The organism is Domibacillus aminovorans (assembly GCF_001643235.1).
In the GTDB taxonomy this organism is placed as follows: Bacteria; Bacillota; Bacilli; order Bacillales; family Domibacillaceae; genus Domibacillus; species Domibacillus aminovorans.
The window spans coordinates 92,306-116,043 of the sequence record NZ_LQWY01000007.1 but is presented as its reverse complement, the minus strand read 5'-3'; the positions used below and the strand labels follow the sequence as shown (position 1 = coordinate 116,043).

Annotated in this window: 23 protein-coding genes, 1 pseudogene and 3 riboswitches; of the genes and pseudogenes, 10 read left to right on the top strand and 14 right to left on the bottom strand. The window is 42.1% G+C overall.

Annotated elements, in window-relative coordinates; genetic code table 11:
• Window positions 1–72 precede the first annotated feature (72 nt).
• Window positions 73–1,722, top strand: a complete 1,650-nt coding sequence (locus AWH49_RS04410; protein ID WP_063964778.1) for a glutamine--tRNA ligase/YqeY domain fusion protein — start codon at window positions 73–75, stop codon at window positions 1,720–1,722.
• A 36-nt stretch (window positions 1,723–1,758) separates the two neighbouring features.
• On the opposite strand, the pseudogene AWH49_RS04405 reads toward AWH49_RS04410, so the two are convergent.
• Window positions 1,759–2,067: pseudogene (locus AWH49_RS04405) on the bottom strand (5-methyltetrahydropteroyltriglutamate--homocysteine S-methyltransferase); the annotation flags it as partial.
• Window positions 2,064–3,971, bottom strand: a complete 1,908-nt coding sequence (locus AWH49_RS04400) for a sigma-54 interaction domain-containing protein (protein WP_063964776.1) — start codon at window positions 3,969–3,971, stop codon at window positions 2,064–2,066. The gene AWH49_RS04400 and the pseudogene AWH49_RS04405, both read right to left, overlap by 4 nt.
• A gap of 238 nt (window positions 3,972–4,209) precedes the next feature.
• Here AWH49_RS04400 and AWH49_RS04395 point away from each other — a divergent pair, with 238 nt between their 5' ends.
• Window positions 4,210–4,566: a DMT family transporter gene (locus tag AWH49_RS04395; RefSeq protein ID WP_063964775.1), complete on the top strand. Its 357-nt coding sequence runs from the start codon at window positions 4,210–4,212 to the stop codon at window positions 4,564–4,566.
• Complete coding sequence (locus AWH49_RS04390; protein WP_018395562.1) at window positions 4,566–4,877, top strand: DMT family transporter; 312 nt, start codon at window positions 4,566–4,568, stop codon at window positions 4,875–4,877. Before AWH49_RS04395 ends, AWH49_RS04390 begins: the two co-directional genes overlap by 1 nt.
• Before the next feature lie 84 nt (window positions 4,878–4,961).
• On the opposite strand, the gene metE is transcribed toward AWH49_RS04390, so the two are convergent.
• From metE to AWH49_RS04375, 3 genes are all read right to left on the bottom strand, one after another.
• On the bottom strand, window positions 4,962–7,223 hold the full coding sequence (gene metE / locus AWH49_RS04385) for a 5-methyltetrahydropteroyltriglutamate--homocysteine S-methyltransferase (RefSeq protein WP_063964774.1): 2,262 nt from the start codon (window positions 7,221–7,223) through the stop codon (window positions 4,962–4,964).
• Window positions 7,224–7,391: 168 nt separating this feature from the next.
• Window positions 7,392–7,580, bottom strand: a riboswitch (cobalamin riboswitch).
• Window positions 7,581–7,625: 45 nt separating this feature from the next.
• A riboswitch (SAM riboswitch) is annotated at window positions 7,626–7,729 on the bottom strand.
• Window positions 7,730–7,787: 58 nt separating this feature from the next.
• Complete coding sequence (locus tag AWH49_RS04380; protein WP_063964773.1) at window positions 7,788–9,260, bottom strand: alpha-amylase; 1,473 nt, start codon at window positions 9,258–9,260, stop codon at window positions 7,788–7,790.
• A gap of 263 nt (window positions 9,261–9,523) precedes the next feature.
• Window positions 9,524–9,982, bottom strand: a complete 459-nt coding sequence (locus tag AWH49_RS04375) for an N-acetyltransferase (RefSeq protein WP_034288794.1) — start codon at window positions 9,980–9,982, stop codon at window positions 9,524–9,526.
• Between the two features lie 167 nt (window positions 9,983–10,149).
• Between AWH49_RS04375 and argJ the strand changes: the two genes are divergently transcribed.
• The 4 genes from argJ to AWH49_RS04355 all read left to right on the top strand — a co-directional run bounded on the left by argJ (window position 10,150) and on the right by AWH49_RS04355 (window position 12,604).
• On the top strand, window positions 10,150–11,298 hold the full coding sequence (gene argJ, locus AWH49_RS04370) for a bifunctional glutamate N-acetyltransferase/amino-acid acetyltransferase ArgJ (protein ID WP_063964772.1): 1,149 nt from the start codon (window positions 10,150–10,152) through the stop codon (window positions 11,296–11,298).
• An 85-nt stretch (window positions 11,299–11,383) separates the two neighbouring features.
• Entirely contained in the window at window positions 11,384–11,932 is a 549-nt protein-coding gene (locus AWH49_RS04365) for a TetR/AcrR family transcriptional regulator (protein ID WP_063964792.1), read from the top strand.
• A gap of 7 nt (window positions 11,933–11,939) precedes the next feature.
• Entirely contained in the window at window positions 11,940–12,293 is a 354-nt protein-coding gene (locus AWH49_RS04360; RefSeq protein WP_018395556.1) for a DMT family transporter, read from the top strand.
• Window positions 12,290–12,604 carry a DMT family transporter gene (locus AWH49_RS04355; protein WP_034288788.1) on the top strand — a complete coding sequence of 105 codons (315 nt, stop codon included), beginning with the start codon at window positions 12,290–12,292 and terminating at the stop codon, window positions 12,602–12,604. The genes AWH49_RS04360 and AWH49_RS04355 overlap by 4 nt, the downstream gene beginning before the upstream one ends.
• A gap of 79 nt (window positions 12,605–12,683) precedes the next feature.
• Here the strand turns inward: AWH49_RS04355 and AWH49_RS04350 are convergent, their stop codons facing one another.
• From AWH49_RS04350 to AWH49_RS04310, 9 genes are all read right to left on the bottom strand, one after another.
• On the bottom strand, window positions 12,684–14,015 hold the full coding sequence (locus AWH49_RS04350) for a DUF2252 domain-containing protein (protein WP_063964771.1): 1,332 nt from the start codon (window positions 14,013–14,015) through the stop codon (window positions 12,684–12,686).
• Between the two features lie 181 nt (window positions 14,016–14,196).
• Window positions 14,197–15,090 carry an acyl-ACP desaturase gene (locus AWH49_RS04345; RefSeq protein WP_063964770.1) on the bottom strand — a complete coding sequence of 298 codons (894 nt, stop codon included), beginning with the start codon at window positions 15,088–15,090 and terminating at the stop codon, window positions 14,197–14,199.
• Window positions 15,091–15,186: 96 nt separating this feature from the next.
• Window positions 15,187–15,876, bottom strand: a complete 690-nt coding sequence (locus tag AWH49_RS04340) for a phosphoribosylaminoimidazolesuccinocarboxamide synthase (protein ID WP_063964769.1) — start codon at window positions 15,874–15,876, stop codon at window positions 15,187–15,189.
• A gap of 73 nt (window positions 15,877–15,949) precedes the next feature.
• Window positions 15,950–16,966, bottom strand: coding sequence for an ABC transporter substrate-binding protein (locus tag AWH49_RS04335; RefSeq protein ID WP_063964768.1), 1,017 nt, complete (start codon window positions 16,964–16,966; stop codon window positions 15,950–15,952).
• Window positions 16,963–17,706, bottom strand: coding sequence for an ABC transporter permease (locus AWH49_RS04330; RefSeq protein WP_018395550.1), 744 nt, complete (start codon window positions 17,704–17,706; stop codon window positions 16,963–16,965). The genes AWH49_RS04335 and AWH49_RS04330 overlap by 4 nt, the downstream gene beginning before the upstream one ends.
• Window positions 17,703–18,464: an ABC transporter ATP-binding protein gene (locus tag AWH49_RS04325; RefSeq protein ID WP_018395549.1), complete on the bottom strand. Its 762-nt coding sequence runs from the start codon at window positions 18,462–18,464 to the stop codon at window positions 17,703–17,705. The genes AWH49_RS04330 and AWH49_RS04325 overlap by 4 nt, the downstream gene beginning before the upstream one ends.
• On the bottom strand, window positions 18,457–19,131 hold the full coding sequence (gene tenA / locus AWH49_RS04320) for a thiaminase II (RefSeq protein ID WP_018395548.1): 675 nt from the start codon (window positions 19,129–19,131) through the stop codon (window positions 18,457–18,459). Before tenA ends, AWH49_RS04325 begins: the two co-directional genes overlap by 8 nt.
• A complete protein-coding gene (locus AWH49_RS04315) occupies window positions 19,118–20,413 on the bottom strand; it encodes an acetylornithine deacetylase (protein WP_094777137.1) in 1,296 nt (431 codons plus the stop codon). Before AWH49_RS04315 ends, tenA begins: the two co-directional genes overlap by 14 nt.
• Before the next feature lie 84 nt (window positions 20,414–20,497).
• Window positions 20,498–20,603, bottom strand: a riboswitch (TPP riboswitch).
• Window positions 20,604–20,649: 46 nt separating this feature from the next.
• Window positions 20,650–21,642 (bottom strand): zinc-binding dehydrogenase, encoded by a 993-nt coding sequence (locus AWH49_RS04310; protein WP_018395546.1) that lies wholly within the window; start codon window positions 21,640–21,642, stop codon window positions 20,650–20,652.
• 73 nt (window positions 21,643–21,715) lie between these two features.
• On the opposite strand from AWH49_RS04310, the gene AWH49_RS04305 reads away from it, so the two are divergent.
• Genes AWH49_RS04305 through AWH49_RS04295 form a run of 3 tightly spaced genes read left to right on the top strand, consistent with a single transcriptional unit; the run spans window position 21,716 to window position 23,721 of the window.
• Window positions 21,716–22,522 carry an arylamine N-acetyltransferase family protein gene (locus AWH49_RS04305; protein WP_063964766.1) on the top strand — a complete coding sequence of 269 codons (807 nt, stop codon included), beginning with the start codon at window positions 21,716–21,718 and terminating at the stop codon, window positions 22,520–22,522.
• Window positions 22,519–23,118: a class I SAM-dependent methyltransferase gene (locus AWH49_RS04300; protein WP_063964765.1), complete on the top strand. Its 600-nt coding sequence runs from the start codon at window positions 22,519–22,521 to the stop codon at window positions 23,116–23,118. Before AWH49_RS04305 ends, AWH49_RS04300 begins: the two co-directional genes overlap by 4 nt.
• A 39-nt stretch (window positions 23,119–23,157) precedes the next feature.
• Window positions 23,158–23,721, top strand: coding sequence for a DUF3267 domain-containing protein (locus AWH49_RS04295; protein ID WP_063964764.1), 564 nt, complete (start codon window positions 23,158–23,160; stop codon window positions 23,719–23,721).
• Window positions 23,722–23,738 lie beyond the last annotated feature (17 nt).

Genomic DNA, 23,738 nt, shown 5'->3' with positions numbered 1-23,738 from the left:
AGCCTTTCTTTCGCGCTGTCAGTGAAATATAATAAACATACATGACTTTAACAAAGAAAGGCTGGTCTCAATTTGGAACAATCATCCAACTTTATCAGAACGATTATTAAACAAGATATGGAATCAGGACGGCACGATAACGTAATTACTCGCTTTCCACCCGAACCAAACGGTTACCTTCATATCGGGCACGCAAAATCAATCGTTATTAATTTTGGTCTTGCCGACGATTTTAACGGAAAAACAAATTTACGGTTTGATGATACAAACCCGCTGAAAGAAGACCAAGAGTACGTTGATTCAATTAAAGAAGATGTATCGTGGCTTGGCTATGAGTGGGACGAACTCCGCTTTGCATCAAATTATTTCGATGAAATGTATAAACGTGCTGTCTTACTTGTTCAAAAGGGACTTGCGTATGTCGACGATTTAACAGCGGACGAAATTCGCGAATACCGTGGCACATTGACAGAGCCAGGCAAAGAAAGCCCGCACCGCAGCCGCACAAAAGAAGAAAACCTTGATTTATTTGACCGGATGAAGAATGGTGAATTTGAGGACGGCAGCAAAGTGCTCCGTGCGAAAATCGATATGACGTCGCCAAATTTAAATTTGCGTGACCCAGTCCTGTACCGCGTTTCTCATACGTCTCATCATAATACGGGAAATGCGTGGTGTATTTATCCGATGTACGACTTCGCTCACCCGCTCGAAGATGCCATTGAAAGTGTGACACATTCTCTTTGTACGACTGAATTTGAAGACCACCGTCCTCTTTATGAGTGGGTTGTGCGTGAATGCGAAATGGACACTCAGCCGCAACAAATTGAGTTTGGCCGTTTAAATATTACGAATACGGTTATGAGTAAGAGAAAGCTGAAGCAGCTTGTCGATGGTGAGTTTGTGGACGGCTGGGATGATCCGCGCTTACCAACAATTTCTGGAATGCGCCGCCGTGGTTTTACAGCAGAGGCAATCCGTGACTTTGTGAAAGAAACAGGAGTCTCAAAAGGGTCCGGTACGGTTGATTCAGCAATGCTTGATCATTTCGTTCGGGAAGATTTGAAGCTGAAAGCACCACGCACGATGGGCGTGCTTCGTCCATTGAAGCTTGTCATTACGAACTATCCGGAAGGACAAGTCGAATGGCTTGATGCGGAAGTGAATCCTGAAAATCCCGAGATGGGTACACGAAAGATTCCTTTTTCTCGTGAAATTTATATTGAGCAGGAAGACTTTATGGAAGAGCCGCCGAAAAAATATTTCCGTCTCTTCCCTGGCAATGAAGTTCGCTTAAAGCATGCTTATTTTGTTAAATGTGAAGACGTCATTAAAGATGCAGATGGCCATGTAACAGAAATTCACTGCACATACGATCCGGATACGAAAAGCGGATCTGGCTTCACAGGCCGTAAAGTGAAAGGCACGATTCATTGGGTGGACGCCTCGCATGCACTGCCCGCTGAATTCCGTTTATACGAACCACTCATTCTCGATGAAGAAATGGCTGAATCAGAAGACAAAACGTTTTTAGATCATGTTAATGCAAATTCGCTTGAAGTGATCAACGGCTTTATTGAGCCGAATCTAGAAAACATTGAAGCGCAGGAAAAGCTGCAATTTTTCCGTCACGGCTACTTTAATGTAGACCCGAAACATTCAGAGCCGGGCAAACCAGTCTTTAACCGCATCGTTTCATTGAAAAGTTCATTTAAATTATAAGAAAAAGGTTCCTGCCGACGCAGGAACCTTTTTTCATTAAACGATGGCGGCTAATTGTTGACGCACTTCTTTTGCCGCTTCGACCATCACCTTTAAGGCAGCGATTGTCTCTTCTTCTTTACGTGTCTTCAGTCCACAATCCGGATTGACCCAAAATTGCTTCGGATCAAGTACGCGTAATGCACGACTGATGTTTTGAATTATTTCTTCTTTCATCGGCACCCGCGGACTGTGAATGTCATAGACACCAAGCCCGATTTCTTTATCATAGTGGTAGCTTTCAAATGCGCTGATCAATTCGCCATGGCTTCTTGACGTTTCAATTGAAATAACATCAGTGTCTATATGATAATGTTTAATATTTTCCCTAATCTTTTAATTTCAGAGTTGATATAAGATTTGCTGTAGTCATATCCGATTAGGGCAATGACTTCTCCTGTTTGATCAACTATGGGAGCGAAACTAGTTTTCCATTCTCCGTAAATATCTTGATACAATGGTGTTACTCCCACTTTTCCCTTCATCGCTGCACACGCGACATCCATCATCTCAGGCGGTCCTTTATAGATTTCTCCAGGTTTTATTACAAAATCCTCGTCGGCTACAAGATGGAGCATACTTTTACTGTCTATAAATTTAAAGATGTACATCCACTCTATGCTTCCCTCTTGTTCTCGGATTATTGTGAATTTTTTTTGTAATTTCTGATAGGCAGGATTTGAAGGAGAAACATTTTTTTCTAATTGAATAACTTCTTCAGGATGAATAATAGCGGCAGTAACAATTGCTATGGAACGTAATTGTTTATCCAATTGTTCTTCGAGAATTCTCCTCTTATTAGATGGTGAAAGATTTGCCTGCTGTATTTTTTCACGGATTTTTTTATATTTTCTACTCATTGTTGGCTGACTTACCTCGAGCACTTTAGCAGCAAGTTTGACTGATTTATATTGCTCCATCGCCATATTGATTAATTGCTCTTCAACAAGATCAATCGCCTCTTGTAAAGGCATAATGTGCTTGAAAACGGGTGGCTCTTTTATCGTTTCTGTCTTCCTTGGTAAACTCTTTTGAACAGCAATGGCGTCTACTGCGGGATGTCTGCTAGTAACAACAATACGCTCAATAACATTCTCCAAATGCCTAACATTTCCGGTCCAATTATAAATAGAAAGGATTTCAATGGCATCAGGCAAGATTTGAACGTTTCTGTTATATAATTGATTATATTTTTGAACGAAATGATAAATTAAATAAGGGATATCCTCCACTCTCTCTCTTAATGGAGGAATTTCTATAGGAACCACATTTAAACGATAATAAAGATCCTCTCTAAATTCTCCGCTTTCGACCATTTTTTCAAGTGATTTATTAGTAGCAGCAATCACTTGAATGTTCAGTTTTATTGGCTTGGAGCCTCCTAACGGTGTGATTTCTCTTTCCTGGAGAGCCCGCAGTAACTTCACTTGTAGGTTGAGAGGCAGTTCGGCAACTTCATCTAGAAAGAGGATCCCGTGATTAGCAAGTTCAAACTTGCCGGAAGCTCCGGTCTTTCTTGCCCCACTAAATGCCCCTCCCTCATATCCGAACAATTCACTTTCTAATAAATTTTCAGGAATAGCCCCACAGTTAATCGCTATAAATGGCTGTGCTCTTCTATGCCCCATCTCATGAATGGCTTTGGCAATCATTTCTTTTCCTACTCCTGATTCTCCCAGTAAAAGGACGGTTGATGGAACGTCAGAAACCATTTCAGCCATGTGGAGTACATCTAACATTTTTTGACTGTGAACGACAAGAGGGGTTGAGAGATTTTTTGATTTAATAGGACCAGTGTCTTTCCCTTCTGAATCTTCCATATCAAGGGAATTGTTTTCTGTAATGTTTTTGATTCCCCACATTATTAAATTCCCAGTATTACTAGAATTCAGTTGGTAACTTGTCACCAGTATTTTTTTTCCATGCCAGGAAGTTTGAATAATGGACGTCTTATGTTGATTCAATAAGGTTTGTATCGAAGGTTCACCGAAAAACGTGGTTGTTTCAAGTTCAAACAGATTTTCGCCGATGATCTTATCTTGATAAGCTTCCCATAACCCCTTAACTTCTCCCGCCCTTTCTATAATAATTCCGTTAGGGTTGGTAATCATAACTTCGTCGTAAATGGACAGTAGCATTGATTTATAAGCTTGAGCTTTCTGTTTAGCTACTATTAATGAGGAGAATGATCTAGAGTAATTTTTCTTCATTTTCTGCATCTCCTTATTTATAAATACGATTAAGGCTAGTATAGCGATTTTACTATTGAATTAAAATTACAAAAATGAATTTTTGTAATTAATCTAGCACTGTTTTATAGGGGAATTTTTTTGGTACAAAACTTGCATTATATAAAGTAATAGGTTTATAAGGGGGAATATTCTGGATAGGGAAAGCCTTATTTAAGAAAACATGAATTCAATTTAATTGAAAGAAAGGGGAAATAAGATGAACCGAAATTGGCTATTTGTCTTTTTAGGAGGAGCGTTAGAGATTTTGTGGGTCTCTGGTTTAAAGCATTCGAGTAACGCTTTCGAATTGTTGATGACAGTTATTACCATCACTGTTAGTTTCTTTTTGCTAACGATTGCTTCAAGAAGTTTACCAGTAGGGACACTGTATGCGGTTTTTGCTGGAATAGGAACAGCTGGTACCGTTTTAGTTGAAATGGTCGTGTTTGGAGAACCTTTTAGTCCGGTTAAAATTTTGCTTATTGCTACGCTGCTAGGTGGCGTTGTCGGATTGAAAGTGTTAAGCAGTAGGGAAAACTCATCAGAATTTAAAAAACAGGAGGAGGTTGCCTAGTGTCTTGGTTAGCATTAGTAGCAGCAGGATGTTTTGAAGTAATAGGAGTATTAAATGTTAAAAAGTTAGGCGAAAAACAAAAGTATGCTCTTTATTACATGATTCTTTCCTTTGGGTTGAGCTTTCTGATGTTATCTTATGCAATGAAAGAAATCCCGATGGGAATGGCTTATGCGATTTGGACAGGTATTGGCACCGTTGGCTCTGCCGTACTAGGAATGTGTTTATTTGGTGAATCAAGAGATTGGACAAGAATACTATGCATTGCAGTTATTTTAATCTCTGCCGTTGGCTTAAAATTAACCGCTTAAAAGGAAACTGCAGACAATCGCTTTCAAAATGAAGCTTTTGTCTGCAGGCTAAAAGGTTCCTGCCAACGCAGGAACCTTTTTTCATTAAACGATGGCGGTTAATTGTTGACGCACTTCTTTTGCCGCTTCGACCATCACCTTTAAGGCAGCGATTGTTTCTTCTTCTTTACGTGTCTTCAGTCCACAATCCGGATTGACCCAAAATTGCTTCGGATCAAGTACACGTAACGCACGACTGATGTTTTGAATTATTTCTTCTTTCATCGGCACCCGCGGACTGTGAATGTCATAGACACCAAGCCCGATTTCTTTATCATAATGGTAGCTTTCAAATGCGCTGATCAACTCGCCATGGCTTCTTGACGTTTCAATTGAAATAACGTCCGCATCCATCGCAGAAATGCTGTCAATGATCTTTTCAAAATCAGAATAGCACATATGCGTGTGAATTTGCGTGTCTGACTCCACCGTTGAGACAGATAACTTAAATGCCTTGACCGCATAATTAAGATACTCTTGCTCATTTCGTTTTTTCAACGGAAGCCCTTCTCGGATCGCTGGTTCATCCACTTGAATCATATGGATGCCCTGTGTTTCAAGTGCTTTTACTTCTTTCCGAAGAGCAAGCGCAATTTGATTCATCACGGTCGCTTTTGGCACATCTTCACGAACGAATGACCAATTAAAAATCGTCACCGGCCCTGTCAGCATTCCTTTTACAGGACGGCTTGTCAAAGACTGTGCATAGACGGTTTCTTTTACTGTCATCTCATTAATAAAATCAACATCCCCGTAAATAACCGGCGGCTTTACACAACGCGAGCCGTACGACTGCACCCAGGCAAACTGTGTAAAATAAAATCCTTTCAGCTTTTCACCAAAAAATTCAACCATGTCCGTCCGTTCAAATTCACCGTGAACGAGAACATCGAGATCCAGCTTTTCTTGAATGTCAATCCACTTTTTCGTTTCCTGTTTGATAAACGACGCATAATCAGCTGCTGATAGTTCATTTTTACGCCATTGCTGACGTTTTTTCCTTACTTCTGTTGTTTGTGGGAAACTTCCAATCGTCGTTGTCGGTAATAAAGGCAGCTGGAACTTTTCACGCTGTAAAACTTGTCGTTCAGCAAATGGACGTGACCTGTCTCCTGTATCAAGTTCCGCTTGCTTCACTTCTTTTTGAACGTGAACACTATCTCTTCCTGGAATAACAGGTGCTACATAATTCAGCAATTCTTTTTCACGAAGCGCTGATTGCAATAATTGAAGTTCATCCAGCTTTTCGTTCGCAAACGCGAGTCCCTCTTTTAGAAATTCAGGCATTTTCGCTTCCGATTCTGTCGTAACCGGCACGTGCAAAAGGCTGCATGATGGCTGTATGATTAGACGTTCTTCACTCGTATGGGCTGTAAGTGATTTTAGCAGCTCCCACTGTTCACGCACATCCGCTCTCCAAATATTTCGTCCGTTAATCACACCGGCAAAAAGAACTTTTTCTTCCGGAAACCCGTTTTCTTCAATGCTTGATGCATTTTCTCCCCGATCATGAACAAAATCAAGCCCGAACCCGTCAACTGGCAGTGACGTGACAAACGTGTAGTCATCGATTGAATCAAAATACGTCTGAATAAGAAGGCGACTCGTTCCTTTCGCTTTTGAAAGAGCATCGTATACATTTGTAACAATTTCTTTTTCTTCTTCTGTCAGCGTGAATTGTAGCGATGGATCGTCAATTTGAATCCAATCAGCACCTGCTTCACTTAACTCACGAATGACCGTTTCATAATGCGGCAGCAGCGCATAAACAGTGGATCCAAATTCTTCTGGCGTATAGCCCTTTCCTAGCTTCACAAATGTGAACGGGCTAATGACCACAGGCTTTCCTGTAATACCCGCTTCATTTTTTGCTTCTAAAAACAGGTCAAGCGGCCGATTATGCACAAGCGATGGCGTGCATTTGTTTAATTCTGGAACGATATAGTGATAGTTTGTATTAAACCATTTGGTCATTTCCATAGCTACAGCTTGTTTTGACCCGCGTGCCATTTGAAAATATAGATCAAGCGATACACTGCCTCCATCGTATTCAAAACGCTCCGGCACAAGGCCGAACATCGAAGCCGTATCAAGGACATGATCATAAAAACTAAAGTCGCCGACCGGAATCACGTCGATCCCTTTCTCTTTCTGCGTACGTAAATAGCCAAGGCGAAGTTCTTTCATTTCCTGCAAAAAATCCGTTTGTTTCGTTTCACCGGACCAGTATTTTTCAATGGACCGTTTCCATTCTCTTTTTTCTCCAATGCGCGGGTATCCCGATACTGACGTTAAATAACTGTTCATTTTCTTCACTCCTGTAAGATGATTTCCCTCAAATTATGGTGATTTCCATAAAAAAGCTCTCTTTCTGTAACAGAAAGAGAGCAGAATATAAATCAACCGGGATTGAGATCATCATACATCGCGGCATTCATCATTTTCGACCACTCCTCTCTATAACGCGTAGAGCATAAAAAGTGCGTACATATGGCAGGTCTCCTGACTCTGGTTCAGCGTTTTTCATTCCTTCCCATTTCAAATGAAACAGTGGTTTTATGAAAAACTCCCCATTACAGTGGCGCGACCGTACCGGACTTTCACCGGACTTCCCTTTTAAGAAATGCTGAACTGCTGCATTTCACCATATGCTTGTATTAAATTAAAAAACTTCCTACTCGAAAACAGGAAGTTTATTTCATCATAAACCTCTCATTTCCCAAAGCGATCATGCTTTGCTGGAATTAGCACCTTTCATTTCTGATGGTTGCCGGGCTTCATCGGGCCAGTCCCTCCGCCGCTCTTTATAAGAGTATATATTCTTTTTAATGATTACGAAGATTCTATCATGCACTTTTTTTTGTGTCAACTTTATTCGACATCTTTCTCTGGTAGTCCCCAGACGGAAACACTGCCTGCGTTAACTGGAAATGTTGCCCACCCGTCTTCAGCAATTTTAATAATGTCTTCACGTATTTTCACAAAATCAACCCATTTTTCTCCGGCACGTTCTTTCCCGACAAACATTCTTTTTTCTCCGCCTTTCTCACTGTTATTAATAACAACAGCACAGCCTGAACGTTCAATTTCTTTAACACCGCGCCGTACCCAGCCAATTGTATTCGGGTGGTCAAAATAGTCTTCCTGATCACCATATGCTTTATGTAATCGACTATATAATAACGGATCAATCGCTTCTTTTTTGCCTTCGATCGGTTTCTCGCCGCCAATACCATAGTAATCCCCATAAAATACACATGGGTAGCCATCTTTACGAAGCAGTGTCAGTGCATAAGCGCTTTGTTTAAACCAGTCCGCTAAAAAGGATTCCAACGATTCACCCGGCTGCGTATCATGATTATCAACGAATGTAACTGCGTTTTGAGGATAGGTTTCAACGATCGTTCCCTTAAATATTTCCCTCAAATCATATTTCGCACCTTGCTGTGAGGCACCGTATAGATTATATTTAAGCGGTACGTCAAACAAATGAATACGGCCGTCTGCTTCTTTAATCATATGTTCACATTCATCCAGTTCTGGTACCCAAAACTCGCCGACGAAAAAGAAATCCTTGCCTCGCTCATCCTGTACTTCTTTCGTAAATTGATCAATAAATTCATAATCAATATGTTTAATGGCATCCAAGCGGTAGCCGTCACAATTAAGCGTTTTAGCCATCCACTTACCCCATCGGATCATTTCTTCACGCACTTTCGGGTGATTATAGTCAATGTTCGCAAACATTAAGTAATCATAATTGCCAAATTCATCATCGACATTTTCATTCCACTTTTTATGCTCGCCTTCAATGCGAAAAATACCGGTCCGGTCTTCTTTTGCATTATAATCCGTGCCGTTAAAATGTTCAAAAGTCCATTCAAAATCAGAATATTTGCCTTTTCGTCCGGGAAACGTAAATTTCGTCCAGCCTTCAATATCAAATGGCTTTTCTGAAATAATTTTTTTCCGGTCTTTCTGATCCACTTCAATGACTTTGAATGTTTCTTTGTCATCCGCACCTGCTTTATGGTTCATGACAACGTCGATGTACACAAGTATACCTTCATCGTGACATGCTTTAATTGCCTGTTCAAGCTCTTCTTTCGTTCCGTATTTCGTTGCAATTGTTCCTTTTTGATCAAATTCACCGAGATCATAAAAATCGTACACACCGTATCCAGTATCTTTGTCAGACTGCCCTTTGGTTACAGGCGGCACCCATACAGCACCAATGCCTGCTTCTTTTAATTCCTTTGCTCGTTCCTTAAGGCGCCTCCAATGCTTTTGATCCGCTGGCAGCTGCCATTCAAAAAATTGCATCATTGTACGATTACGTTCCATCTTTCTTCTCTCCCGTCATCTGCATATAAAAACTGTCTAACTTTACTTATACCCTTTTTTATAAAAAACGAACGGTCTTTTTTTAAAAAAAGCTACGTTAAACAATAGTATTGATAATACGATTTTTGATCCGAAACCGCGGTTTCGAATGCTTTTCAGCTTAGCTGGAGCTAAAATGAGCCTAAAATCAACAACGTTCTATAAACAGATCCTAAAAAAAAAGAGACTGTCTCAACTATGAGACAGACTCGGGTTGTATGTTATTACGCTGTTTTAATTGCCATCGCAATTTCATCACAGCTTGGAAACTTCGGACAATGAATGCAATCCGTCCATACTTTTTGTGGCATTTCTGTTTTTTGAATGACTTCAAAACCACATTTTTCAAAAAAGACGACTTGATACGTAAGCGAAATAAGTTTTGGTATGCCGATTTTTTTCGTTTCTTCGACAACTCGTTTGACGAGCATTTTTCCAATGCCGCGCCCTTTCGCTTTTTCCGTTACACCGAGCGAACGAATTTCGGCGAGATCATGGCCGAGTATCGCAAGGCTAGCGATTCCGAGGATCTCACCCTCCTCTTCCGCGACAAATATCGCCTGTAAATTCAACACGAGCGACTCATACGTTCGTGGCAGCATCAGCCCTTCATTTGCATATTGATTCACGAGTTCAAATACTTGCTCCACGTCAGCCAGCACCGCTTTGCGTACTTCGATCATGATTTCTCACCCTTTCTTTCCTTATGTTATCTTTATATTTTACTCACTTTCTCACATATGTCAAGCCTGTTATTCATTTTATTTGAATAAATATTCAAATACTCTTCCCGTATATCAATGTTACGTTGTATAATAAAACCACTATATTGTTACTAGGAGGATTTTATTTGAATACCTTTCCAAAAGGCTTTAAATCGTGCTCGGTCAATGCGGGCATTAAAGATAATACACTTGATTTTACAATTTTATTTTCAGATGTTCGGGCTTCAGCAGCTGCTATGTTCACAAAAAATCAGTTTTGCGGGGCACCGATTGTAATCGGCAAAGAAAGTGTCGCGGATGGATATTTGCAGGCGATTGCTGTCAATAGCAAAAATGCCAACGTGGCAACGGGTAAAAAAGGGCTTGAAGATGCGCGAAAAGTAACGGCGGCTGTTGCACAAGAACTTGCGATTCATTCAAATGACGTCCTCCCTTCTTCAACAGGGATCATCGGCGTACCGCTCCCGGTTGAGAAAATATTGACAGCCATTCCTGGGCTGAAAAATCAGTTGACTGAAGATGGGCTTGAACAGTCGGCTAAAGCGATTATGACGACGGATACATATCCGAAATTTCGCACGAGACAAGTTGGCGGTATAACCATTTCCGCGATGGCAAAAGGATCTGGCATGATTGAACCGAATATGGCGACGATGCTCAGCTATATTTTGACCGATGCCGCAATTGAACCCACTCATTTGCAAAAAATGCTGAAGCGTGCAGTCGATGTTTCGTTTAATAGCGTATCAGTCGATGGCGATACGAGCACGAGTGATACCGTTGTAATCATGGCGAATGGACTCGCTGGAGACGTAGACCTCGTGGAATTTGAGTCTGTTTTAACGGATCTATGCATCGACCTTGCGAAAGAAATTGCACGCGATGGTGAAGGCGCAACGAAATTAGTTGAAGTGCAAGTGACTGGGGCCGATGATGACGTTATAGCGAAAAAAATTGGCAAATCAATTATTAATTCACCGCTTGTGAAAACAGCGATTTTCGGTGAAGATCCGAACTGGGGCCGCATTATGTCGACGATCGGCAACTCGACGGACAAAGTGAATACAGAAGCTGTGTCTGTCTCATTTGCGGATGTTTACGTATTTAAAGACGGAGCACCTATGGAAGATAAACGTGCTGAATTGGAAGAGTATTTAAAAAACAATGAAGTGTTAATCCGAATTTCACTCGGCGACGGCCCAGGAAATTCGACCGTATGGGGCTGCGATTTGTCATATGATTATGTGAAAATTAATGGTGAATATACTACTTAAAAAACCGCATTATGCGGTTTTTTATTTGCTTTTTTTAACAAATGGTGCTATGTTAAAACTAACGAACGGTAGGAAGGTGTTTTTTTTGAGTGCGGATAAAATTAAAATAGAAGCGGCAGCTCTATTTGCGGAACATGGATATGCGGGAACATCACTTGCACAAATCAGTGAACAAGTTGGGATTAAAAAACCGTCTATTTATGCCCATTTCAAGAGCAAAGAACATTTGTTTTCAACACTTATTGACGATGCTTTTGCAGCTGAATGGAATATTTTACATGAATACTCTTCGCTTTTTGAATTTCTCGACAATTATGTAAAACGGTACGCTAATGATGCTTTATTTCGCTTTTTAATTACGAGTTCTTTTTTCCCGCCAGATCATTTAAAAGAGAATATTTTAAAACGGTTTTATGATTATTTAGATGCATTGGAAGAAAAATCAAGAGAAATTTTGCAAGAAGGAATCAAAACGGGCACCATTCGAAAGATTGACATTGCCGACACAGCAGCGATGTATACGATTATTCTTGATAGTATTTTAGTTGAACTCTGTTATGGAAGCCGTGAACGCACAGAAAAACGCCTTGACGTATCGTGGCGCTTTTTTTGGAACAGTATTAAGAAAGGATAAAATGATTATGACTAATAAATGGTTTCTTGTCTTACTTGCAGGCTTTACCGAAGTTGGCTGGGTTGCCGGACTGAAGTATGCTGATAGTTTTATTGAATGGGTATTGACAATCATCGCGTTAACGGCCAGTTTTTGGCTGCTCATTTATTGCTCAAAACAACTGCCTACAACGACCGTATACGCCGTATTCGTCGGGATTGGCAGTGCCGGCGCGGTCATTTTTGAAATGACGATGTTTGGTGAACCAGTCAGCTGGATCAAAATTGCATTAATTACTGTACTCGTCCTCGGCATTATCGGATTAAAAGTCGTGACGGCTGAAAACGATGAAAAGGCAGAAAAGGATGTGTCTGTCTCATGATGTGGTCTCTATTAATTCTTGCTGGGCTGTTTGAAGTAGCTGGTGTAACCGGCATGTCAATGATAAACGTACGAAAAAGTGTGTTGTCATGGGTCGTTCTTATCGGCGGTTTCAGTTTAAGCCTTCTTTTTTTATCGATTGCGATGACCGCGATTCCAATGGGGACAGCTTATGCAGTATGGACCGGCATTGGGACAGTTGGCAGCACAATGATCGGCATGCTTATTTACAACGAACCTCGTGATGCAAAACGCTTAGCTTTTATTGCAATAATCATTATGTCTGTCGTTGGATTAAAAGTTTTCGCCTAAATAAATGTATGTATTTTGTTTACGCTAAAAAAGAATTTCCTACGAAAAAACTGTCTGTAAGCGGACAGTTTTTTCTTAATTAAGTAAACTTATAATTAAGCCAGCCACAGAACAATACATAGTCCTGTTTGACTTGTTCTTTGTAGGCTTTTGATAAAAAGACGAGTTGTGCGGCAAATGCATCGTAATCGTCTCCAATCGCGTTTAAAATTTCTTCTTCACTATGATAAGAAAGCAGCGCATCTTCAACATCGGCATCTGCGCGCGCATGTATTTTGGCCGCAATGCCACCGTACACATCAAGTACTTGATCAAATTCCTTCTCGTTTTCAATATCTTCCGGCTTCACCCGTTTTTTATACGGCGACCGTTCACGCACATAAAAATGCCGGTCATCAATCGTCACATATCCTAGCAGCGGATCATCATGATGATGCATCGCTTTTTGTGTCGTCACAACACGTTCTCCTTGGTGGCTGTATTTCGCCCAGAATTCTTCATTATATGGCACAAAATAAGCCGGGACAGGCGCGCGCACTTCTTTCATTTCCAAAATAATATCATCCATTTGCTGATCACAGTCCTGCTTCCCTTCTATTAAAATATAATAGCGGTCAAGTCCAATCGAGGCGGTACCAGAACCATGTTTTCGGACAATATGCTTGATTGCATAAAATGCGCTTTTTTTTCGGTCTTCCGCGTCTAGGCTATCAATATACTCCGACCAGACAGCTTCGATTTTTTCTCGTTCTTTCTGTGTCACCTGTACAAATTCTGAAGACAATTCAAACACACGTGTAGCGTCTTCCTGTACAGTCCATCGCTCCAGAAGACGTGCTGAATCACGCTTCTCCAACTTTTTTAATACTTCGCGGATCGGTCCTTTTGTATTCTTCGTTGTGTAAAAAAAGGTGACAGGGTCTTCTTTTCCTTTTACAAACTTTTTCAACTGTTTGTAATACGATTCAAGAAACACATGCATTCTTTCTTCCGCATTGTCAAAACCATACTGCTCGCAGTACAAGGCAATACTCACAGTCATGCGCAGCAAATCGTATACATATGAGCCCAAATAGCCTTCGTCAAAGTCGTTCGCATCATATACAAGATCGCCTTCGCTATTTTGAAACGCACCGAAATTTTCAACGTGCATATCTCCTTGAATCCAGGTCGGTTTATCATCTGGTGTATGAAAAGAAAATGGGATTTTCGTCACATCATAATAAAATAAGTATGCACTTCCCCGGAAAAAACGAAATGGATTTTCCGTCATCTGTCTATATTTATGCTTTCGTTTTTCATGATTTAATCCGATAATACGCGCGTCAAATTCATTGAGTACCGTTTCGAGTAAATTTGACCGGAGCGCTCGCCGCGTTTTCTGTACATCGTCCATCCAGTTTCCAATCATCGTAAATCCCCCTTCCATATCTCATCCATTCCATTCTATCATAACCCAAAAAACGCGGCTTAAAAAACTGCGCTTACGAAAATGACTAGATCGGAAACTGAATTTTAAATAGACGAATGACGATTACAATAGTCATATGGATCGAAAATCCCGCCCTTAAAGGCAGGATCATCATACATTGTTATTTTTGCTGACGCTGGAATCGTTCTTTCACACGTTTCATCCGTGCATGATATTTCAAAATATCGAGACGTGCTTTTTCCGCTTCCGGTGCAATCGGGCGTAAGTTTTCAATGTCCCAATAATCAATGATGACATCCAGTACTTGATCAAAATATTCGAGCGGTCCATAGTTTGCTTCTTTTGCAATAATCGCCATCCGGTCTTCAAAGTCCGGCATGACGGCCCCAGGCATCTGAAAGTTTTTAATAACATGTCCGAGATGGTAGCAGTAGTTCGGTTCAAGCTGCAAATGGAACTTGATAACGTCACGGTAAAACGCATAATGCAGTGTTTCATCTTTTGCTAGACGACGTAAAAGACGGCCTAGATCCAGATCATGTTTGTTTGCTTCTTTCGAGACATTGTTGTAAAACACCATCGTCGCAAGTTCCTGCATAGATGTATACACCATCGTTTCAAACGGCGTATGGAAATCCGGGCTCCAGCCATTTTCCACGGTCATCTTATGAAGCTCATGCAAACGGCTCGGATCTACGCTGCGTGTAATGAGCAAATACGTTTCGAGTAAATTAGAATGCTGATCTTCTTCTGCTGTCCACGTATGAACAAAATCTTTTATAATTGACAGCGATCCCTTAAATGTTTGCGCCAAATGCGATGTAAACCACGGTAAGTTTACTTCTGTCAGGAGGGCGGTTTCAATAGCTGTAACGATGCTTGGCGGCAATGTGACTTGGCTTGCATCCCAAGGCACACGGCGAAAATCCTGTGCCTTATCCCAAGGTAAAAATTCATGGTAACCCCAATCGATTTTTGCCGAACGCTTTTTATGTTCCTCATACAGTTCAATCAGCCTCGGTTCAAGACGAAAATCGAGATCATTTGTTAACATGCATCTCCCCCCTTTACAATCGTTCTTAATTGTCTATTGTACCCAAAAAAATAAACAAACTACCTGAAAAGTCGTTTTTTCAGGTAGTTTGTTTTTTTATTTGCCAGCAAGCATTAATTGCTCAAGTTTGAGTGGCTCAATATATTCTCCAGCTTTGTATGCACGCATGTTTCCACCGGAAATTTCATCGATTAAAAGGATAGTGCCTGTTCCTTGCTCACGGCCAAATTCGAATTTAATATCATACAAATCAAGCCCTTTTTTCGCCATTTCCTCTTTCACAACGGCGCCAATTTTTTGTGTCTGCTCTTTTAACACAGCATATTCTTCTTTCGTCAAAATACCGAGCATATCAAGTGCATCGCTTGTAATCGGCGGATCTTCACGCTCGTCATCTTTAATCGTTACTTCTACGAACGCATCCAGTTCCTGTCCATCTGTTGCGTATGCACCGTAGCGGCGGAGGAAGCTGCCCACTGCGCGGTAGCGGCAAATGACTTCAAGTCCCTTGCCAAACACGTTCGCCGGCTTGACTGTCATCGTCGCTTCTTCAATGTTCGCATCGACATAATGTGTATGAATGCCCTTTTCTTGTAACTTTTCAAAAAAGAATTTTGTCAAACGAAGACCTGCTTGTCCGGCACCTTCAATTGTCAAACCAACCGTATTCGCACCTGGGTCAAAGACACCATTTTCGCCTGTCACATCATCTTTAAATTTTAATAAAAAATTGCCATCTTCCAATTTAAATACATCTTTCGTTTTACCTGTATAAATGCGTTCCATTTTGCCATCCCTCTCAACGAAAAAATTTCGAACAATTTTCATTATACAAGAGAAATCTTTCGGAAAAAAGACTTTATTCTGGCATGTTGACGAATAGTTCTTCTACATTTGGATCTTTTTTAATCAATCCACTTTCTTTCATCCAGTTCGCTGTATCGACCCACGGCTTTTCTTCCTGATAACCGAATCCTTTATCTGATGTCATCATCGGCAACAATATCTTCATACTTTCCCGTTCAACTTTTTCTTCCAGCGGGAAATTCTCTTTTTCCTGATTGTCCATTAAAATTTTCAATGCTTCGTCGGGATTTGCTTTCATGTCATCAAATCCTTTTTCGGCTGCACGCCAGAATGCTTCAATTAACTCAGGTTCTTCTTCCCACGTTTTATCACTTGTCACGGCAATTAATTCATAAAATGACGGCACACCGTATTCTGTTAAATCAAAGTTCGCTGTCGGATACCCTTCAAATTCAAGTAGCGGCACTTCATGGTTAATGTACGCACCAACAACGGCGTCCGCTTTTTTGCTGATGAGTGTTGAGTTAAGTTCAAAACCGATGTCAATCAATTCCACTTTTGACGGATCGCCGCCGTCTTCTTTCACCATCGTCTGCACGATTGACTCATTCAGCGGAATGCCAGTATAGCCAACTGTTTTTCCTTCCAAATCTTTTGGTGATTTGATATTGCTTTCCTCAAGCGACACAACACGATTGAGCGGCTCGCGTACAATGGCGCCAACTGACTTCACACCGACTCCTTGTTCCGTCCGTGCCACGATCACGTCCGGCTGATACGTTATGCCGAGCGTCACTTGTCCAGATGCCGCTAAAGTAATCGGATCAGTCGGGTTGGCTGGAAATTGAATATCTAGATCAATGCCTTCTTCTTTAAAATACCCTTTTTCATCGGCGACGTACAAAAAGCTGTGCACCGCATTCGGATACCAGTCAAGCATAATGCTGACATCTTTCAGCTTTTCCTCACCTCCGCCTGATGTTTTTGTTTCTTCCTCTGTGTTACCGCCACAGGCTGTAAGCATCATCGCTGCCATCATCACGGCTGCTGGTTTCATCCACTTTTTCATTCTGTTTTCCTCCATTTTAACGATTTATGTTCAAGCACTTTCACAATGACAAACAGCACAATGCCGACAGCTGATAATAAGACAATCGGCGCAAATACGGCTGCTCCGTCAAACTGCGTCATCATTCTTCGGCTGAAATAGCCTAACCCTGCTTGTGCGCCAAGCCATTCACCGATTGCTGCCCCGATCACACTAAGCGTGACGGCCACTTTTAATCCCGAATAAAAATACGGTTTTGCGGATGGAACTTGCAGTTTAAAGAATATCTCTTTTTTCCCCGCACCCATCGCCAAAAGCAATTCTCTTAACTCTTTACTGCTCGATTTCAACCCGTCAAACGTGCTGACGGTAATCGGAAAAAATGTAATTAGCACGGTGACGACAACTTTGCTCCAGATTGAATAGCCAAACCACATAATAAAAATGGGCGCGATTGCAATCGTCGGTATCATTTGCGACGAAATAATAATCGGGTAAAATGCGCGTTCCGCGATTTTACTCATATTCATCCAGACGGCGAGCCCTACGCCAAGCACAATCGAAATCGCAAGACCGATTAAAATGATTGCAAGTGTCGACGGCAAATGGTCAAATAACAACACTTCTTTCAGTTCCCATAGCTTCAAGGCGACCCCTGATGGCGACGGCAAAATGAACAGTAAATTAATTGAACGAGCGACCGCTTCCCAAATGAGTAATAGGAAGACGATAAGACCAGCTGCCGGGAGATATTGTTTCATAGGGTCACTCCTCCTCGCAGCTGTTCAATTAATTCATCTTTCCATTTCAAAACAGCCGGATCATTTAAATCCCGTAGTGACCGTGGACGGCCGAGCGGTACGACGACTTCTTGTAACTTGTGCACCGGTGCTTCTTGAAACACGAAAATGCGGTCTGATAAAAAGAGTGCTTCATTCACATCATGCGTGATGAACAAAATCGTTTTTTCACGTTTTCCCCACTGTTCTAAAAGCCACTCCTGCATCGACAACCGCGTAATCGCATCGAGTGCGCTAAACGGTTCGTCAAGTAACAGGACATTTGATCCTGTTAAGATTGAGCGTAAAAACGAGACGCGCTGTTTCATTCCACCGGACAATTCACCAGGGAATTTGTTTTCAACGCCGGTTAAACCAAACTCATCCAGGAGCGGCAAAATGTGTTTTTGGGCGTCTTTTTTGCTAATGCCGCTAAGTTCTAACGGCAGGGCAGCGTTGTCCATTACTGTCCGCCACGGCATTAATAAATCTTGCTGCGGCATATAGCCGACTTTGCCATGACGGTTTTGATGGTTTTCACCGTTGATCAAGACCGTACCTTCGCTTTGAATTTCAAGCCCGGTGATGAGACGGAACATCGTACTTTTCCCAGAGCCGCTTGCACCGATGATCGTAATGAATTCGCGGTCGTAAATAGTCATATCAAGATGATCAAGAATCGGTTTTTGGCTGCCGTATGAGAACGACACGTCCCGGAATTCGAGCACCGGTTTACACATCGCCAGGCCACATTACTCCGTTGTACGCCATGTCCCAGAACATGTATTCAAAACGGGTTGTGTTTAAAAAGATTTCTTCCAGTTTCGCGAGTTCCGCTTCTGACTTGCCAACTGTGTGCTCATCTAAAAGATCGATGCACCATTGTGCCATCTGGCCAAATTCCTCTGATGCATACATATTGATCCATTCGCCGTACAGCTCATGATCAGCAGCTCCGGGGACCCTATGCAGTTCTTTGCCGATTTCCCAGTAACTCCATGCACAAGGGAGAACAGCTGCAATCACCTCTGCAAGTGTACCGTTCTGGGCCGCGTGCAGCATATAATGTGTGTATGCGAGTGTAATGGGCGACGGTTTAGCAGTCTCTAACTCTTCTTCTGATATGCCGAATCGGGCCGCGTATTGCCGGTGAAGTGACATTTCTTCGTTTAATGTTCCGTCCAGGAGCGCCGCGAATTTGCCCATTGTCTGAAGATCATCCGCTTTGACCGCGCCGAGTGCGAACACTTTCGCATATTGAATTAAATACAAATAGTCCTGCACCATGTAAAAACGGAACTTTTCCGGGTCAAGCGTACCGTCTGCTATTCCTTTCACGAAAGGATGATCGTGATTTTGACGCCATATCGGTAGTAATTTTCCATGTAATTGTTCACTGAATTTCATTGACTTTTTCCTCCTTTTTCCTATTCGTCCAATCATAGATAAATTGAATCATTACTTTCGTATAGTCGACGAGTTCGTTAATGGCAAGCTGCTCGTTCACCGCATGGGCGTGACGCAGATGGCCAGGTCCATAAATCGCTGTCGGTATACCCGATGAACCGAGCCAGCCGCCGTCTGTGACAGATGGTGACACATCAACAACTGGTTTTTCGTCGAATACAGACACATGTGATTGAATAAGTGATTGAACAGCCGAATGATTAGGATCAACTTCAAACGACGGGAATATTTCACCACGTTCTTCAATCATGGATGTACCTCCCCATTCAAAAATCGGCGGGTTTTCCTGCATCCAAAGATCGCCTTTCGCTATGTTACGAATATAGTCTTCCACTTCTTTCGCAACTTGTTCATGCGTTTCATCCGGATAAAAATGAACAGTAATCCAGAGACGGCACTCATCAGCGATAAATGCCGCGTGTCTTCCCCCTTCAATAACCGCCGGATTGATTGTCGTCGTGCCAGGCGGAAAGCCCGGATAGCTTTTCATGACTGCCCAATGACGCTCCAATTCTTGCAAACCATTGATAACTTTTGTCATTTTTTCAATCGCACTAGCACCCATCAACTTGCCGCCGGCGTGAATCATTTGCCGGCGCGTCGCATCGTGAAACGTCTGCTCACTTTTTAGCGTAATCCAGCCGGTAATGACGCCACCCTGCCCTTGAATATGTAGGTCACTCGTATCAACGACAAGCGCAAAATCAGCCATATAGCCGCGTTTGCAGCATTCAAGCGTGCCCGCTTCACCGACTTCTTCGCCAATAACCGACTGAAACGTTAGATCACCAGGGAGTTGAATACCCGCTTCATGCAGCAGCTGAATAGCAAATAGGGCACCAGCAAGGCCCCCTTTCATATCAGCAGCACCCCGTCCGATAACCGTACCGTTCTTCACAATAGGTATGAACGGATCGGTCTCCCATTTCTCATCGGGGCTTACTTCCGCTACATCTATATGGCCGTTAATAATCAGACTTTGATAGTTTTCGCTGTCCGTGCCTTTTAGCGTTCCAACAACATTAGGGTCGCTCGGATACACATCCCATTTATCAATCTTGAACGCTCTTTTTTCAAGAAAGTCGGCCATGAATTGCTGTGCCTCACTTGTGTTTCTCGCAGGCGGTGCCGGTGTTTTAAACGATATCAATGTTTTTAGTAGATCGATAAGTTCATCTTGTCGTTCATCGATTTCATTATGTAGTTTTCGAATTTTTTCCATGTTGTACTCCTTTCCGAAACGCAAAAAATCCGTCTCTTCGCAGGGAAGAAACGGATGTGATGACGTTATAATGGAGTGATACAACGGTTCAAGACACCTCTTCCCTACGCCGGCATTATCCGGTTCAGGTTATAAGGGTTAAAGCAATTCGCCTCTCTCAGCTCCATTATGAGCACCCCCAGCGGTGATTCCTATTTAATTTAACCTCATTAGTAGTTTTATCACATTAAAGTAGTTTATTCAATGGCAAATACAATTTTCCCTAACTGCTCTGCTTTGTCTATGCGTGTAAATGCCTGCTCAAATTGATCAAGAGGATACACTTGGTCAACAATCGGGTGTAACTTGTACTGTTCGATCAATTGTATCATTTCCTCAAGCTCTTCCCCACTGCCCATCGTCGAACCAAGCATATTGAACTGGCCGTAAAAGAATGCACGCAAGTTAAACGTTACTTCGTCGCCTGCTGAAGCACCGAACGTAACAATTGTACCACCTTTACGAAGTTGATTGAGCGATTTACTGAATGTCGCTGCACCGACGCATTCGATAACGAGATCCATTTTTTGATTGTTTAGCGCTTCTGCCCAGTCACTTTCTGAATCGATCGCTTTGTCCGCACCAAGTTCGATTGCTTTTTGCCGTTTTGCTTCTGAACGGGACGTGACAAAAACACGAGCGCCTGCTGCTTTTGCGAATTGTAAAAGGAATGTTGCCACACCACTGCCGATACCTGGAATGAGGACATTCATGCCTTCTTTTACCTGGCCGCGAGTAAATAGTGCACGGTATGCTGTCAGTGCTGCAAGTGATAATACTCCCGCTTCTTCCCATGACAGATGCGCCGGTTTTAAAACAGCATTTTCAGCTGGAATAACGATCGATTCCGCAAATGTGCCATGAAACGGCAAACCGACAATTTCAAATCCTTCCGGCGGCGCATCACTGTTTTCCTTCCACCCAAGGCCCGGGTTAATGATGACTTCATCGCCCACTTGGACAGACGTCACCCCTTCACCAACCGCGTCAATGATACCCGCTCCGTCTGATCCGATAATGAGCGGCGGCTCGTTTTCTTTATGCCGATGCAAAACGAACAGGTCGCGATGGTTTAATCCGGCTGCTTTTAATTTCACCCTCACTTCCCCTGAAGATGGCAACCCTTCTTCCATCTCACGGTATGTAAGCCCTGCTATTCCTGCTTGTCCTTCGTGAACGACTGCTTTCATAATATCCCCTCCAAGTAGGTCTCTGTGCTATAATTTTAACATATAAGTAATAATTTGAAAGGATTGAAGCAACATGAATTCGTTTTTCAAACAATTTGCAGGACATGATCTTTCATTTATCTTAAAACGGTTTGCGGAACTTTTTCCTTTTGAAAACCTAGATGTTTTAAATAGATATGAACAGGAAATCACACCAGAATTCCTGAAAGAGAAACTAATCGATAATCAGCGTGGGGGTCTATGTTATGAACTGAATGCTCTGTTATTTTTAACGTTGAAAGAGCTCGGTTTTGACGTACAACTCACGACTGGCACAGTGAAAAATGAAGGGGTTTGGGCAATTGATCATACGCATGCGACCGTGTTGCTGAAACAAGATGGGCACCTTCATCTTGTTGAGAGTGGCTTCGGTAACCGGCTGCCGCTTTCCCCACTTTTATTGGACGGTGAATCTGTATCATCTCCAGCCGGGACATTCAGATTCCGGACGGTTACAACAGAAAAAGGCACATTAGCAATGGAACAGCTCGTAAACGATGAATGGATCGTACGCTATGGGTTTTCTCTTGAGCCTGTGAACTGGAGCGAATTAACGAAAATGAAGGAGACGATTCACCACGATGAGCGATCGACTTTTACACAAGCTCCGGTGATCGCTGGTATTACAGGCGGCGGAACGTTTTCAATCGCAAGGGACCGGCTTCGTTTGAAATGGCCGGACAGATCAGAAAAAATAGTTGAATTTGAACATGACAATGATTTTTTAAAAGAAGTCGCCCGTTACTGCTCACCATCTATTGTGAAAGAAGCAGAATTATATTTAAATACTGAATTTCGTGACAAAAAAAGAAACGAAAGTAAAGAAGGCGATCACAAATGAATATGTGGCATGAACGCTTTAAAGCAGATGAATATATATATGGAAAAGAACCAAATGAATTTATCCGAACTGCCGCTCCATTCATTAAAAAAAGCGGTCAAGTTCTTTCAATTGCTGAAGGCGAAGGTCGAAACGCCGTTTTCCTAGCCGGTGAGAAATTCATAGTTAACACATGGGATTATGCACAGTCCGGCATCGATAAAACGGAGAAACTTGCAATAGAAAAAGGTGTCGTTGTAAACATGGAACTGCGTGATCTCGCCGACGTTGAATGGCCGGAAAACAAATGGGATGCCATCATTCACGTGTTCGGACACTTTCCTGAGCCGATTTTTAACCGAACAATGGAAGGCATTAAAAAAGCAATTAAACCGGGTGGCCTGTACATTGCTGAATTATTTACAACGGACCAGCTTCGTTTCAAATCCGGCGGACCCCGGGCCATCAACATGTTATGCACGCCTACTCAAATAATGAAAGAATTTGACGGCTGGTATAGTAAACACTTTTTTACTGGCGAAGTAGAACGAAACGAAGGCCGGCTGCATCAGGGCACAAGCCATGTCATTCAGTGTGTATTGCAAAAGCCACAATAATGGTATTTAACTTTGTTTCTATGAGGAGGTGTTGTTGACATGAATTTGCCGCATGAACCGGATCATACCGTTACATTTAATATAAAAAAAATACACATTCAGGCACTTATCATTACAGTTGCATCGATTGTCGTTGGAGCTGTTTTGATGGCTTTCTTTCATCTAGAAAGCGGATTTGAAATTTCATTCTGGAATTTCTTTTTATGGGCCGTTTTGTATACCGCACTGATTATTTTGCATGAAGTGTTTCATTTGATCGGCTTTATGATCTGGGGGAAATGTAAAAGAAGCGATCTCGTGTATGGCATTAACCGTGAGCTCGGCGTTGCGTACGCCGGTACGAAAAAAGTGATTGTGAACAAGGCAATGAAAAAAGCATTGCTGCTGCCGTTCTGGATGACGGGCATGCTGCCATTTGTCATCGGTATATGGCTAAACAACTCTGTCCTGATGATTGTCGCCGCCTTTTTAATTGGCGGCGCGGCCGGTGACTTTTCGATGTACAATCAGCTGCGAAAAATCAAAAAAGATGCGTTTATTCTGGATGATGTAAATGAACCGAAGCTATATGTGTATAACAAAAACCCGTCTGTATTCAACTGACAGATGAGCTTTTGTTA